The organism is Acidobacteriota bacterium (assembly GCA_009861545.1).
Classification (GTDB): Bacteria; Acidobacteriota; Vicinamibacteria; order Vicinamibacterales; family UBA8438; genus WTFV01.
Window position 1 is genome coordinate 1 of the sequence record VXME01000046.1, and the last position, 14,411, is coordinate 14,411.

Sequence of the window (14,411 nt, forward strand, 5' to 3'; positions counted from 1 at the left end):
GGTCCCGGTAACCTATTGAATCTATTGGAGTAATTCCTGGGACACTACTGGGTCGGCGCCGAAGCACGGAACACGACGGTTACCGCCCTGCTCGACAACCCGCGGATAGGCGTCGTGCAACTGGACCGGCGCGGGCGGATCATGGCGGTCAACGATCGCGCCGGCGGCATCCTGCGGCGTGGCGATGGGTTGGCAGATCGCAACGGAATGCTGCGCGCCCGCGCGCCGGAGGAACAGGTCCGTCTCGAGCGACTGGTGGGCGACGCGCTGCCGACTTCCGGCGCGGTCGCGGTCAGCGGCGCCATGCTGGTCCGCCGCTCGGCCGTGTCGCCGCCGTTCGCGGTGCACGTCAAGCCGGTGAGCGTCGCGCAACCGGACTACGGCGCGCGGCACGTCGCCGCGCTGGTGCTGATTGTCGAGCCGGCACACCACCAGCGTGTCGATCCGGGCCTGGTGGCCACGACCCTGGGTCTGACGCCCGGGGAGAGTCGGGTGGCGGTCTGGTTGGCGGAAGGCAAGAGCGTGCGGGACATGGCCGAGGCGACCGGACACACGCAAGGCGCCATCTACTGGCACCTGAAGGAGATCTACCGGAAGCAATCCATCTCGCGGCAGGTGGACCTGGTGCGGTTGGTGCTGTCGCTCGCCGAGTTCGGCGATCGGTCGGACCCCCCAATCCCCGGTGACGAGCGTCTCCGGCAACGCCGCCTTCCGCGGTAGTCCTGGCGGGCGACCTGATCCCCCACGGCGGTCTGCTCCGCCCGGATGGATCGGCCGTACCTGGTGGTCTGCACCGTTCTACGGCGCAGACTCCCCGGTCCGCGACAGGTCCCGATTCTTGATCGGCAGATTCCGGACCCGGATCCCCGTAGCGGCGAAGATGGCGTTGGTGACGGCCGGCGCCACCGGCGGCACGCCCGGCTCGCCGAGGCCGCCGAGGCGCTCGCCCGAGCGGATGAATGCCACCTGGACGTCGGGGGCGTCCACCATGCGGATCATCCGATGGTCGCCGAAGTTGCTCTCGACGACGCGGCCGCCCTCGATCGTGATCTCGCCGACCATGGCGGCGGAGAGACCGAAGACGACGCCGCCCTCGATCTGGGCCGCGGCGCCGTCGGTGTTGACCACGTCGCCGCAGTCGACGGCGGCATGGACGTTGCGGACGCGGAGCCTGCCTGCCGGTGAGACCGCCACGTGGGCCACCTGGGCGACGATGGAGCCGAAGCTCTCCGCGATGGCGATGCCCCGGCCTTCACCCTCCGGAAGCGGGCCGCCCCAGCCGGCCATCTCCGCCGCCCGGTCGAGCGCGGCGCGGAAACGGGGGTGCTCGTCCATCAGGTCGCGGCGGAACGCGTAGGGGTCTCGGCCTGCGGCGTGGGCCAGCTCGTCGATGAACGACTCCTTGAAGAAGCCGTGCTGCGAGTTGAGAACCGACCGCCACGCGCCCTCGCGGATGTGGTGTGCGACATTCCTCGCGTCGAACCGCTGGTCCGCGATGGCGTACGGCATGAACAGGGACTCGCGGTCGCCGCCCCCCGCGTAGTGGGCCCCGACGGCGAGCGGACGGCCGTCGGCATCGAGCGCACCCGCGTAGCGGCACATCGCGGCCGGCCGGTAGTAGTCGTGCTGGATGTCGTTCTCGCGGCTCCAGACCAGCTTGACCGGAACCGGCGACATCGCCTTCGCGATGCGCGCGGCGAGGTCGACGTAGTCGAAACAGAACGGGAGGCGGCGGCCGTAGCCTCCGCCGAGCATCAGGTTCGTGAGGTGGGCTCGATCCGTGTCGAAGTCCAGGGCGCTCGCCGCGACGGAGCGCGCGTTCAGCGGATCCTGGGTCCCCGCCCACACCTCGGCACGTTCACCCTCGACCCGCACGGTGCACGCCATCGGCTCCATCGTGGCGTGGGCGAGAAAGGGGACGCGGTAGTCGGCCGTGATGACCCTGGCGGCCTCCGCCGGCATCTGTGGGGCGGCGCCGAGTGCTTCGTCGAACGCCGCGAAGATGGACGCACTGGAGACGTCGCCGTGGCCGGCATCGTCGTACGCCGGCTCCAGTGCCGCGAGCGCCTTGCGGGCGCGCCAGTAGCTGTCGGCGACGACGGCGACCGCCTCCTCCAGTTCCACGACCGCCTCCACGCCGGGCATCGACTTCGCCGGCGCCGGGTCGACCGATATCAGCCTGCCGCCCTGCACCGGCGCGATGTCGACCGCCGCGTGGAGCATGCCGGGCAAGGTGAAGTCGATGCCGTAGCGAACGCCGCCGTCGACCTTCGGCGGGATGTCGAAGCGCGGCTTCGCGGTGCGCCGGATGGTGTAGGTGTCCGGATCCTTCAGCGCCGGGTTCGACGGGACCCCGATTGCCGCCGCGGCCCTCGCCAGCTCGCCGAAGCTCGCCCGCCGTCCGGTCGGCGCGTGCGCGACGTGGGACCGGGCCGCGGCGCACTCCGCGGCCGGGACGCCGAAGCGCTCCGCCGCCGCCGCGAGCAGCATCTCCCGCGCCGCCGCGCCCGCGATGCGCATGCCGTAGCCGGTGCCCCGCACCGCCAGCGACCCGCCGGTCGCCTGCGTGCCGAACCAGCGCGCGAGCCGGTAGGCGCCGTAGTCGACGGCGCGCCCCAGCGGCGCCGGCATCGACTCGCCCGTGAACGCGCGCAGCATGTAGGCGTTGGCGTACGCGTCGAGGGCGGGCGCCTCCTCGATGCGTACCCGTTCCCAGTCGGCCTCCATCTCTTCGGCCGCCATCATGGCGAGCCCGGTCTGCGGTCCCTGCCCCATCTCGCAGTGCGGAACCAGGATGGTGACGAAATTGTCGGGGGTGACCGTGATCCAGGTCGTCAGCTCGCCCTTGTCGATTGCATCCGCCGAGACGACGCCGTGGCGGCCCGGCGCGAACGCCACGCCGGCGACGCCGAGGACGAAACCGCCGCCCACGAGGCTCCCGGCACCGATGAAGGCGCGTCGCGTCCACTTACGCATCACGCTCCTCCTGCTTCTCGCCCTCCGCGATGGCGTGAATCGCGCGGCGCACGCGGACGAACGTGCCGCAGCGGCAGATGTTGGTGACGGAGGCTACGGAGACTCGAAGACGCGCGCGGCGTCGAACGTCAGGTCCGGCAGGAGGACCGACTGCACGGTCTCGTCACCGGAAGCAACCTGCGTTTCCCGGTAGGCGCCCTCTTCGAGCGCATGCACCTCGATCTGTCGGGCGACGGGATCGACAATCCAGTATTCGGGCACCCCGTAGCGTGCGAACAGCCACCGCTTCCGGCCCCGGTCCGTCGAGGTCGAGGAAGGCGACAGCACCTCCACCACGATGTCCGGCGCATGCCGGGTCACGGCATCGGGTTGCACCAGGCGGCGGCGCTCGGCGCGGAAGAACAGCACGTCAGGCTGGACGACATCGAACTCGTCCAACACGATGTCGAGCGGCGCGGTCAGCACCAGACCGCCGCGTCTCGCGATGTAGTCGTCCAGAATCCGGACGATCAACTGGTGACGAGGGAGCGGCGATGGAAGCACGACGAGCTCTCCTCCGTGGATCTCGTAGCGGCGCCCGTCATCCGGCATGCGCTCCAGGTCGGCGTAGCCGACACGCGGTTGCACGTCCTGCATGGGCGCCATGGTAGCACCCGCAACGAATGCGAAACTCGTGCCGCTCGAGTACCCCGGGGACCGGACCCTGGACGGCGTGCGGGTGGCGGGAACTGCGATCTCGCGCTGAAGTATCATCGCGAGGAATGCGAAGTTCGCTGCGATCATTGCGGGATTCCAACGGGCGTCGTCGCGTGGCCCGGGCGGGAGCCGACGGTGTGCGGCTCCGGGGAGGAACATCGTGAGAACAGGCAAGTTGCCGGCCTTGTGCATGGCGCTGTTGCTGTCGGGAACCTGGGTTCTCGCCGAACAGGAGGCAGGCGGATGCGAGCCGGTGGGCGACATCCGGTTCATCTGCGACCTGATCGGTCCGGAGGATCTCGCCGTCGTGCCCGGCGACGAGTGGGTCGTCGTGTCGGGCAACCAGGAAGGGGGCCGGATTCATCTGATCAACGTTGCCGACAAGACCACGTCCGTCCTCTTCCCGACGGCCGACCGGGCCGAGCGGCTCGATGCCGCGACCTATCCTTCGTGTCCGGGCCCCCTGGAGGCGGCGGAGCTGGATCAGGACGAGTTCAGGGCGCACGGCCTCTACCTGAAGCCGGGGGAGGGCGACGTGCATGCGCTGTACGTCGTGCACCACGGGCGGCGGGAGTCGATCGAGGTGTTCGAGCTCGACGCCGGCGCGATGCCGATGACGTTGGCGTGGGTCGGGTGCGCGGTGGCGCCGGAGGGCCTGCGCCTCAACTCGGTGGTGGCGCTTCCCGAGGGCGGCTTCGCGGCGACGAGCACCTCCACCGGAGACGTCTGGGAATGGAGCACCGCCGGCGGCTGGGCCGTGATTCCCGGAACCGACGACACGACGCCGAACGGCCTGGAGATCTCGCCCGACGGCCGCTGGCTGTACGTGGCCGGCTGGCGCGGCGAGAAGCTCACGCGGTTGTCGCGCGGGGGACCGCCCCGGCAGAAGGACGTGGTGCCCGTACCGTTCCGTCCGGACAACCTGCGGTACGTCGACGACGGCGCGCTGATTCTGGCCGCCGGGCACGGCAACTTCGGCACGCCGGAGGAGACGTCGAACGTCGCCTTCGTGGATCCCGAGACGCTGGAGGTGAGGCACATCTTCACGCACCCGCGCCTGGAGGGGTTCGCGTCGTCGACGGCGGCGATCCGCATCGCCGGTGAGATCTGGCTCGGGACGAACCGCGGCGGGATGGTGGCCTACTTCCCGGCGCCGGAATAGGGACCGGTCAGCCGCGCTCGTCGGTGGGACAGGACGGCAGCACGCGCCCGCCGGGAATGCAGTGCGCCGCACGGAGAACGGCGGGGGCCCGGCCGGAACAGAGGAGTTGGAAGCCATGAAGCGGTCTGTCTTCGTCGTCGCCGCCCTGTTCGTATCCGCTTCGATCTCGACCGCGCAGGAGCCGTCCGCCGGGGACGGCGTGCCGCAGTTCGCGCCGGTCACCTGGGAGCGCCTCGTCAACGCCGCCGACGAGCCGCACAACTGGCTGATGTACAACGGCACGCTCGACAGCAAGCGCTTTTCGCTTCTCGACCGGATCGACCGGACGAACGTCGCCGAGCTGGAGCTGAAGTGGGCCTACAACATCCGCCAGCTCGACCGGACGGAGACGACGCCGCTGGTGGTCGACGGCGTGATGTTCATCACCGAGTCGCCGAGCAACGTGACCGCTGTGGATGCAACCACGGGGCGGCCCTTCTGGCGCTACGAGCATCCACTGCCCGACGACCTCCGCATCTGCTGCGGGCGCAACAACCGCGGCGTCGCCATCCTGGGCGAAACGCTCTACATGAGCACGCTCGACGCGCACCTGGTCGCCATCGACGCGCGCACCGGCAACCTGGTGTGGGATGCCGAGGTGGCGGACTACCGGGGCGGCTACAGCAAGACCGCGGCGCCGCTCGTCGTCAAGGACCGGGTGGTGACCGGCATCGCCGGCGGGGAATTCGGCATACGGGGGTTCCTGGACTCGTACGACGCCGAGACCGGCGAGCTCGAATGGCGGACGTACACGATCCCGGGGCCGGACCATCCCGACAACGAGACCTGGTTGGGCGATTCGTGGCGCACGGGCGGCTCGCCGACCTGGATCACCGGTTCGTACGATCCGGATCTGAACCTGGTCTACTGGGGCACCGGCAACCCCGGCCCCGACTACGGCAGCGAGATGCGGCTGGGCGACAACCTGTACTCCGACTCGGTGCTCGCGCTCGACGGGGACACGGGCGAGATGCGCTGGTACTTCCAGTTCACGCCGCACGACGTCCACGACTGGGACGCCATCCAGATCCCGGTGCTCGCCGACATCGAGATGCCGGACGGGCCGCGGCGGGCCATGCTCTGGGCCAACCGCAACGGCTTCTACTACACGCTCGACCGCGAGACCGGCGAGTTTCTGCTCGGCAAGCCGTTCGCCCTGCTGACCTGGGCCGAGGGGCTCGACGAGAACGGCCGTCCGATCCGGGTGCCCGGCCTGTTCCCCTCGCCCGAAGGGACGGTGGTGGCGCCGACCGCGGGCGGCGCCACCAACTGGTGGTCGCCGGCGTTCAACCCGCGCACCGGGCTTCTCTACGTCAACTCGTTCGACGGCGAGGGCGAGTTCTTCCTGCGCGACGAGGAGTACGTCGAGGGCGAGCGCTACACCGGCGGGGGCGTGCAGTCGCCGCAGCCGATGGACAACTACCGGAGCGCCATCCGGGCGATCGAGCCGACCACCGGCGACATCCGCTGGGAGTTCGAGATGAAGCCGCGGGCCCGCTCCGGCGTGCTGGCCACGGCGGGCGAGCTCGTCTTCAGCGCGACCGTCGACGGCTACTTCTTCGCGCTCGACGCCGATACCGGCGAGGAGCTCTGGCACATCCCGCTCGGCGGCCCGGTCAACGCGAACCCGATGACCTACGCCGTCGACGGGCAGCAGTACGTGACGATGTCGGTGGGGAACACGGTCTACACGTTCGGCCTGGACGACTAGGAGGCTCGCATGAAGGCGTCAGTGCAGCGGTGTTCGATTCTCGGTGTGGTCGTCCTGGCGGCGGCCACCGTCGGCCTGCACGGCGCGTCGGCCGACCTGCCGGTGATGGACGGCGTGCCGACGGCCGAGCCCGAAGCGGTCGGCATGTCTTCCGGGCGCCTCGAGCGGCTCGATCGGGTGATGCGGGCCTACATCGACCGCGAGGAGGTGGCGGGCGTCGTCACCCTCGTCGCCCGGCGCGGCAAGGTGGTCAACTTCTCGGCGCAGGGCCATCGCGATGTCGAAGGCGGCAAGGCGATGACCCACGACACCATCTTCCGCATGGCGTCGATGACCAAGCCGATCGCCTCGGTGGCGCTGATGATGCTCTACGAGGAGGGGCGCTTCCAGCTCCGCGACCCCATCTCGAAGTGGCTGCCGGAGTTCGCGGACATGCAGGTGGCGATCCCCGCACCCGAGCAGGAGCGACTCACCGGGCGCTACAAGCTCGTTCCCGCCGCGCGGCCCATCACCGTGCAGCACGTGCTGACCCACACCGCGGGGCTGGCCAACACCTACCGCGGTCTGACCCAGCCCGAGTTCCAGGCGATGAACGCCGAGCGCAAGCCGCACGACACGGTGGGCGACATGGTGGAGCGGCTGGCGAAGCTGCCCCTCAACTTCCACCCGGGCGACCGCTGGGAGTACGGCCGGGCCACCGACGTGGTGGGGCGGCTGGTCGAGGTGATGTCGGGCAAGACACTGGATGCGTTCTTCCGCGAACGCATCTTCGGGCCGCTCGACATGCCGGACACGCACTTCTACCTGCCGAAGTCGAAGCTCGACCGGTTCGCCGCGCTCTACGGGCCGAACGACGACGGGAAGCGCGTTCTGACCGAGGCGCCGACCGCCGACAGCCGGTTCGTCCGCGAGCCGCACGTCTACTTCAGCGGCGCCGGCGGCCTGGTATCGACCGCGCGCGACTATTTCCGCTTCCACCAGATGATGCTGAACGGCGGCGAGCTCGACGGCGTGCGGATCCTGAGCCGCAAGACCATCGAGCTGATGACCGCCAACCACACCGGCGATTTCGGCATCTGGCTCGCCGGCCCCGGCTACGGCTTCGGTCTCGGCTACGCCGTCGTCACGGACCTCGGGCCGTCGGCGACACCGCGCTCGGAGGGCTCCTACTACTGGGGCGGCGCCTTCGGCACCATCTTCTGGGTGGACCCGTCGGAGGAGCTGATTGGCATCATGCTGACGCAGATGCGGCCGTACACGCACCTGCGCATCCGCGACGACTTGGCGACGATGACCTACCAGGCAATCGTCGATTGACGGCCTCGCCGCGATGTCGGATCGACGGTGCGTCAATCCGCGAGCAGCTCGCCGTCCCAGAGCGCGCGCAGGAAGTCCATCACCGGCAGAATGCGGATGCCGTCGATCACGCGGGCGGCGGACTCGCGGCAGACGACGATCCGGTGCTTCAGCGGCGTTTCTTCCGCGAGGCGCCGCAGGCCGGTCAGGTCCCGTTTCGTGACGGCGCCGGTCGCCTTGACCTCGATCGCGGCCGAATCGCCGACGACGAAATCGACCTCCGACCCGTCCGCGGTACGCCAGAAGGCGAGCGGCCGTGGGTCGCGAGCGTAGGCCAGCCACGCCCGCAGCTCGCAGAAGACGAGTTGCTCCAGTGCCGGGCCGAACGTCGGGCTGCCGGCTGCGATATGCGTGACGTCCGCCAGCACGTTGGCAACGCCGACATCGAAGAAGTACAGCTTGGCGTGGGACACCGGTTTGCGGCGGGCGCCGCCGGGTCTGAAGGGCCGGAGCAGCGTGGCCAGGAGCGTGTCCTCCAGAACCTGGAAATATTCGCGGACGGTACGGGCCGGCACCGCCGCGTCGGAGGCCAGACGTTCGAACACGATCGGCAGGCCGCGGCAGGCCGCCGCGGCCGTCAGGAAGCGGGAGAACGGCTCGATGCCGCGCACCAATCCCTCCGCCTGGATCTCGATCTGCAGGTAGCTCCCGCAGTAGGCGCGAAGGTCCTCGACGGGATCGGGCGAGAGGTAGATCGATGGTATGCCGCCGATGTTGATCGCCCGCATCAGGTCCCAGTCCGGCACCTCCGCGGAGACGAAGGGGAAGAGCGCGCGCGTGCGCGCCCGTCCCCCCAGCAGGTTTACGCCGCCGCGGCGCAGCTTGACGGGGCTGCTCGCGGCCATTACGAACCGCAGTCCGCGGCTCTCCATCAACTCGTGGACATCGTCGAGCAGGCTCGGGAGCTTCTGGACCTCGTCGATGATCACCGGACCCGTTCGAGGATCGCTCGCGGTCAACTCGGCGCGGAGCCTGCCGGGGTCGCGTGAGAGTCGCAGGAACACTTCGCCGTGGAGCAGGTTGAACCCTGGCGCATCCGGGAAGCACTGCCGGAGCCACGTGGTCTTGCCGGTCTGACGGGGTCCGAACAGGAACACCGAACGGGTCCGAAGATCCCCAGTCAGATCGAGACGACGCGGCAGCCCGAGGGCGTCGCTACGCACGGGAGCCATTGTAGCGCAACAGTAATGCGGAAAATACCTACTTTCCCACAGTTATTCTGCGGATAATCCTATCCCGGTTCCTCGTGGACCAGCATCTCGTTACTCCGGCGCCCCGCAGATCAGCGTTTCGCTACTCCAGCGCTTCGTAGACGAGCGTCTGGAACTCGCGCTCGAGGTCGTAGGCCGCGAACGGGTTGAGTTGCGTCCAGACCATCCCGATCAGCTCCGCCGCGGGATCGATCCAGAAGAAGGTGTTCGCGGCGCCGGCCCAGCGGAACACGCCGTCGTTGTCCGGCTCCGGCGAGGCGTCCGCGTCCACCACCACCGCGAAGCCCAGACCGAAGCCGTAGCCGGGGCTCAGAAAGGTCCCGAGCTGGATTGGCACCAGCGCGTCCGGCAGCCGGTTCGAGCGCATCGCCTGCACCGTTTCGGATTCGAGGATGCGCACGCCGCCGAGCTCCCCGTCCTGCAGCAGCATCTGCGCGAACCGGATGTAGTCGGAAGCGGTCGAGGCAAGTCCGCCGCCGCCCGACAGCCAGCGCGGCCGTTGCGTGTACTGGCCGTCGACCGGCGAGTCGATCACCTGCAGGGCGCCGTCCGGGCGCGCGTAATGGACGGTGAAGCGGTCGCGCTTGTCGGCGGGCACCACGAAGGCGGTATCGCTCATGTCGAGCGGATCGAAGATGCGCGCCTGCAGGAACGCGTCGAAGGGTTGCCCGGAGGCGACCTCGACCACGCGGCCGAGGATGTCGGTCGACACGCTGTAGTTCCACCGGTCGCCGGGGCTGGCCAACAGCGGCAGGTCCGCCACCCGCCGCGCGAAGTCGTCGAGGCCTTCCGCCTGCGTAAAGAAACCCGACTGGCCGTAGATCCGGTCCACCGGCGAATCGCCGAAGAACCCGTAGGTCAGGCCCGACGTGTGGGTGAGCAGGTGCTCCACGGTCATCGGCCGGGCCGGCGCCACGCGCTCGCCCGCATCGTTCAGCACGGTCACGTCGGCGAACGCGGGAATGAACTTCGAGACCGGGTCATCCAGCGCGACCGCGCCTTCCTCGACCAGGATCATCACCGCGACGCTGGTGAGCGGCTTCGTCATCGAGTAGATGCGGAAGATGTCGTCCGGCTCGAGGGGATCGCCGGCGGCGACGTCGCGCATGCCGGCGGTCTCCCAGTGGACGACCTGCCCGTGCCGGGCGACCATGGTCATGACGCCGGCCAGCCGTCCGTCGTCGACGTAGGCGTGCATGGCGGGACCGATGCGGGCGAGGCCCTCGGAGGACATCCCGGCGCTCTCGGGAACGGCCGCGGGGAGGCCGGCATCCGCCCGGAGAGCGGTCGCGCCGCCCGGCTCGCCCTGCGGATCGCCGGCGGCGGGCCGGCCGGCGGCGGTCGACGCGGTGAGCACGACGAGCAGGGCGGCGAATTGCGCGGGTCGGGGAATCATGGCGAGCCTCCTCTTGTCGGTCCGGCGACGGCGGCCGGGCACCGCCGTCTCGTCCGATGGTACTCGACCTCGGACGCCGGCCGGCGTCAGCCCCCGCACGGCTTCGTCGCCTGCGCGGGGTGCGACGGCAAGGCACGGGCGCGCCGCGATTTGACAACCGGCGCGCGGTAGCCGACTATCAGAGGGATGTCCGCGCCTCGGCGCGGCGGCATCCGGCGGGTCTGGGCGACGCCGGAGGCCGGGCGGGTTGGGACCCGCCGATGAAGGGTGTGCCCAAGCAAGGAGGTGATCCAGTGGACGACCAAAGTACGGGCTCTGCGGAGGTGGCGTCCTCGTAGGGACCTCCCGCGCTCCAACGGGTGGCGGGACGCCCCAATGATCGGGGTAACCCAACGCCACCATCGCAGAACCATCTTGGGGGGGCTCCGATCCGCATGGGTCGGGGCCCTTTCTTCATGTACGCGCTTCTACGCCCCGCCGCGCCGCCGTGCGTGCCGGGCTCCCCGGCGGCACGCGGGTGGTTGCCGCATCCCGTCTCGCCGGCAGGTGCGCGCCTCTACGCCAGCGTGCGATGATGTAGAGGCTCTTCGCCGCCCCGCATGGCGGCTCGGCGTGACCGGGCGGTGACTTGGAGGTCGACCCATGAAGCGGACGGTGCTCACTCTGAACCTGCTGGTGCTGGCTGCGGCCTTCGCCCTGGCGCGGCCCGCCGCGGCGAACGACAACTGGCCCCACTTCCGGGGTCCGACCCTGAACGCGGCGGTGGCCGACAACCCGGATCTGCCGGAGACGTGGAGCAGCACGGAGAATGTCGAGTGGGTCGCCGACATTCCCGGCCTCGGCTGGTCGAGTCCGGTGGTCTGGGGCGACCGCGTCTTTCTGACAACGGTGACCGCGGTGGGGGATTTCGAGCTGCCGAAGCCCGGGCTCTACGCACCTCGCGGACGACCGGAGCCGGTGCCGCTGGAGCACGACTGGCGCGTCTACTGCCTGGACCTGGAGACCGGGGCCGTCCTGTGGGAGCGCTCGGTGCGGCACGGCCGGCCCGGGTTTCCCCGCCACATGAAGAACACCTACGCGTCGGAGACGCCGACCACGGACGGGGAGCACGTCTACGTCCGCTTCGGCGACCTGGGTCTGTATGCCTTCGACATGGAGGGCAACGAGGTCTGGCAGGTCCTGATTCCCGATCGGCGCACGCGGTCCGAGTGGGGCTCCGCCTCGTCGCCGCTGGTGTACGGCGACAAGGTGATCATCCTCTACGACAACGAGGAGGAATCGTGGCTCGCCGCCCTCGACAAGCGGACCGGGGAGGAGCTGTGGCGCACGGCCCGCGACGAGGTGTCTACCTGGGCGACCCCCTACGTGTGGGAGAACGAGCTGCGCACCGAGATCGTCACCTCCGGCGTCAACCGCATCCGCTCGTACGATCTCGACGGACGGTTGCTGTGGTCGATGGACGGTCGGATGTCCTGGGCGGCCATCGCGACACCGTTCTCCAGCCACGGCCTCGTCTACGTCAACTCCGGCTACTTCCGTGACGAGCACCGCCCGGCCTACGCGATCCGCCCCGGCGCGAGCGGCGACATCACCCTCGCCGAGGGCGAGCGGTCGAACGCGTTCGTCGCGTGGTACCAGCCGCGCGCCGGCAACTACAACACGTCGCCGCTGATCTACGGCGACATCTACTACAGTCTGCTCGACCGCGGGTTCTTCGAGGCCTACGACGCGGTCAGCGGCGAGCCGGTCTACGGGCGCCAGCGGATCCGGGTGGGAGCCAGCTTCACGTCGTCGCCGTGGGCCTACAACGGCAAGATCTTCGCACTGAGCGAGCAGGGCGATACCTACGTGATCCGCGCCGGGCGCGAGTACGAGGTGATCGGCGTCAACAGCCTGGACGAGATGGCGATGGCGTCGCCGGCCGTCGCGGGGGATCGGCTGCTGATCCGCACCAACTCGAAGCTGTACAGCATCCGGAAGTAGTGGATGCCGTTTGCGGATTGCACGATCACCGAGGAGGAACGGTCATGGGGCCCAGCCGGAGAGAGTTCCTGAAGAGTGCCGGCGTCGCGGGCGCGGTGGCGGCGGCCGGCGGGTCGGTCCGACCGGCGGGCGCGGGAGCACAGACGCCATCGGGCCCTGCCGTGCTGCGGTCGATCGAGACCGACGTGCTGGAGATCGGCTACGAGGAGAGCGGCGACCCGGCCGGGTTCCCGATTGTCCTCCTGCACGGGTTCCCGTACGACATCCGATCGTGGGACGGCGTGGTGCCGCCGCTGGCCGAGGCCGGGTACCGCGTGCTCGTGCCCTACCTGCGCGGCTACGGCACGACCCGCTTTCTCGATCCCGACGCCCCGCGGATGGCCGAGCAGGCGGCGATAGCCCAGGACGTCTCGGATTTCGCCGATGCGCTGGGGCTGGAGCAGGTGGCGCTGGCCGGGTTCGACTGGGGCAATCGGGCGGCGTGCATTACTTCCATCCTGCATCCCGAGCGGGTGCGCGCGCAGGTCGCCATCGGCGGCTATTCGGTGCAGGACACCGTGTCCCCGTCGGCTCCGTCCCCGTCGGCGGCGGCCGAGGCCCGCCTCTGGTACCAGTGGTACTTCAACACCGAGCGGGGCAGGGCCGGCCTGGAAGCGAACCGCCACGCGATAGTGCGCTACCTGTGGGAGACCTGGTCGCCGACCTGGGAGTACACCGACGAGGCGTACAACCGCTCGGCCCCGGCCTTCGACAACCCGGATTTCGTCGACATCGTGATCCACTCCTACCGGCACCGCCACGGCTACGCGCCCGGCGAGGAGCGCTTCCTGGACGTCGAGCGACAGCTCGCCGAGCGGCCGCCGATCACCGTGCCGGCCATCGTGCTGCGCGGCAACGACAGCGGCTTCGGCCGGCCGTCGACCGACCCGACGGCCGATCGGGGCCGGTTCGTCAACCTCGTGGCGCGCCGCATCGTCGACGGCGCCGGACACGACCTGGCGCCGCAGCGGCCGGACGCCGTATCGTCGGCGCTGCTCGAGCTGCTCGCCTAGACCGTCGGCGTCGCCGCCTCGCGAAACGCCCGCGTAACCTGGGTCGGGCTATACTCGCCGTTTGTCACGAACCCTTGAAGGAGGATCCACATGAAGCGCGCATCGATTCTTGTTCTCAGTCTGCTGGTCGCGGGTTTCTTCGCCGTCCACTCGCCGGGCGTTTCCGGCCAGGAGGACTTCACGACCCTCTTCGACGGATCCAACCTGGACGCCTTCAATCCCATCGGCGACGCCAACTGGGAGATCGTCGACGGCGTCGTGCAGGCCGACAGCGGCAGCGGCTTCCTGGTGACGAAGGAGTCCTACGCCGACTTCCACCTGACTCTGGATTTCTGGGTGGACGAGCCGGCCAACAGCGGCATCTTCGTCCGGTGCGCCGACGCCATGAGCGTCAACGACCGCAACTCGTACGAGGTCAACATCTACGACACGCGCGCCGACCAGACCTACCGCACCGGCGGCATCGTCCACATCGCGGCGCCGAACAGCGTGGTGATGACTGGCGGACGGTGGAACAGCTACGACATCCGCGTGGAAGGCTCGCGCATCCTGGTGACGCTGAACGGCCTCCCGATGGTCGACGTCGAGGACACGCAGTTCGCCGACGGTCCGATCGCGCTGCAGTACGGGCTCGGCGTCGTGAAGTTCCGCAACGTGCGCGTCCGCGGGCTGTAGGGCATCGCGGATCGACGCGGGGGGAACGCCAGCGGCCGCGTGACGACCGCATGCTTCCCCCCGGGTCGCCTGTCGGGGTTGCGCTCGCCGCTCGCGGAGACGGTCTGCGGCCACGCCGACCACCGGCTGTCGGAGCAGCAAGGGCAGGACGAGC

General features: G+C 69.6%; 11 protein-coding genes. 7 read left to right on the forward strand and 4 right to left on the reverse strand.

The features are described from left to right. Nucleotides 1–114 precede the first annotated feature (114 nt). A complete protein-coding gene (locus F4X11_07235; GenBank protein ID MYN64803.1) occupies nucleotides 115–720 on the forward strand; it encodes a helix-turn-helix transcriptional regulator in 606 nt (201 codons plus the stop codon). 78 nt (nucleotides 721–798) lie between these two features. Here F4X11_07235 and F4X11_07240 read toward each other — a convergent pair whose 3' ends face one another. Together F4X11_07240 and F4X11_07245 are read right to left on the reverse strand one after the other, a co-directional pair. Next, entirely contained in the window at nucleotides 799–2,976 is a 2,178-nt protein-coding gene (locus F4X11_07240) for a xanthine dehydrogenase family protein molybdopterin-binding subunit (GenBank protein MYN64804.1), read from the reverse strand. A 93-nt stretch (nucleotides 2,977–3,069) separates the two neighbouring features. After that, entirely contained in the window at nucleotides 3,070–3,945 is an 876-nt protein-coding gene (locus F4X11_07245) for a Uma2 family endonuclease (protein ID MYN64805.1), read from the reverse strand. Between F4X11_07245 and F4X11_07250 the strand changes: the two genes are divergently transcribed. From F4X11_07250 to F4X11_07260, 3 genes are all read left to right on the forward strand, one after another. After that, a complete protein-coding gene (locus F4X11_07250) occupies nucleotides 3,926–4,834 on the forward strand; it encodes a hypothetical protein (GenBank protein MYN64806.1) in 909 nt (302 codons plus the stop codon). The genes F4X11_07245 and F4X11_07250 overlap by 20 nt on opposite strands. A 115-nt stretch (nucleotides 4,835–4,949) precedes the next feature. Beyond that, nucleotides 4,950–6,584 (forward strand): PQQ-dependent dehydrogenase, methanol/ethanol family, encoded by a 1,635-nt coding sequence (locus F4X11_07255; GenBank protein MYN64807.1) that lies wholly within the window; start codon nucleotides 4,950–4,952, stop codon nucleotides 6,582–6,584. 9 nt (nucleotides 6,585–6,593) lie between these two features. Further along, nucleotides 6,594–7,901 (forward strand): beta-lactamase family protein, encoded by a 1,308-nt coding sequence (locus F4X11_07260; protein ID MYN64808.1) that lies wholly within the window; start codon nucleotides 6,594–6,596, stop codon nucleotides 7,899–7,901. 32 nt (nucleotides 7,902–7,933) lie between these two features. Here F4X11_07260 and F4X11_07265 read toward each other — a convergent pair whose 3' ends face one another. Together F4X11_07265 and F4X11_07270 are read right to left on the reverse strand one after the other, a co-directional pair. After that, entirely contained in the window at nucleotides 7,934–9,112 is a 1,179-nt protein-coding gene (locus F4X11_07265) for an ATP-binding protein (GenBank protein MYN64809.1), read from the reverse strand. 121 nt (nucleotides 9,113–9,233) lie between these two features. Next, nucleotides 9,234–10,385: a beta-lactamase family protein gene (locus F4X11_07270; protein MYN64810.1), complete on the reverse strand. Its 1,152-nt coding sequence runs from the start codon at nucleotides 10,383–10,385 to the stop codon at nucleotides 9,234–9,236. Between the two features lie 816 nt (nucleotides 10,386–11,201). Between F4X11_07270 and F4X11_07275 the strand changes: the two genes are divergently transcribed. The 3 genes from F4X11_07275 (at nucleotide 11,202) to F4X11_07285 (ending at nucleotide 14,257) form a co-directional block, all read left to right on the forward strand. Continuing rightward, entirely contained in the window at nucleotides 11,202–12,530 is a 1,329-nt protein-coding gene (locus tag F4X11_07275; GenBank protein MYN64811.1) for a PQQ-binding-like beta-propeller repeat protein, read from the forward strand. A 44-nt stretch (nucleotides 12,531–12,574) separates the two neighbouring features. After that, nucleotides 12,575–13,582, forward strand: coding sequence for an alpha/beta hydrolase (locus F4X11_07280; protein ID MYN64812.1), 1,008 nt, complete (start codon nucleotides 12,575–12,577; stop codon nucleotides 13,580–13,582). Nucleotides 13,583–13,672: 90 nt separating this feature from the next. Beyond that, entirely contained in the window at nucleotides 13,673–14,257 is a 585-nt protein-coding gene (locus F4X11_07285; protein ID MYN64813.1) for a DUF1080 domain-containing protein, read from the forward strand. The last annotated feature ends 154 nt before the right edge of the window (nucleotides 14,258–14,411 follow it).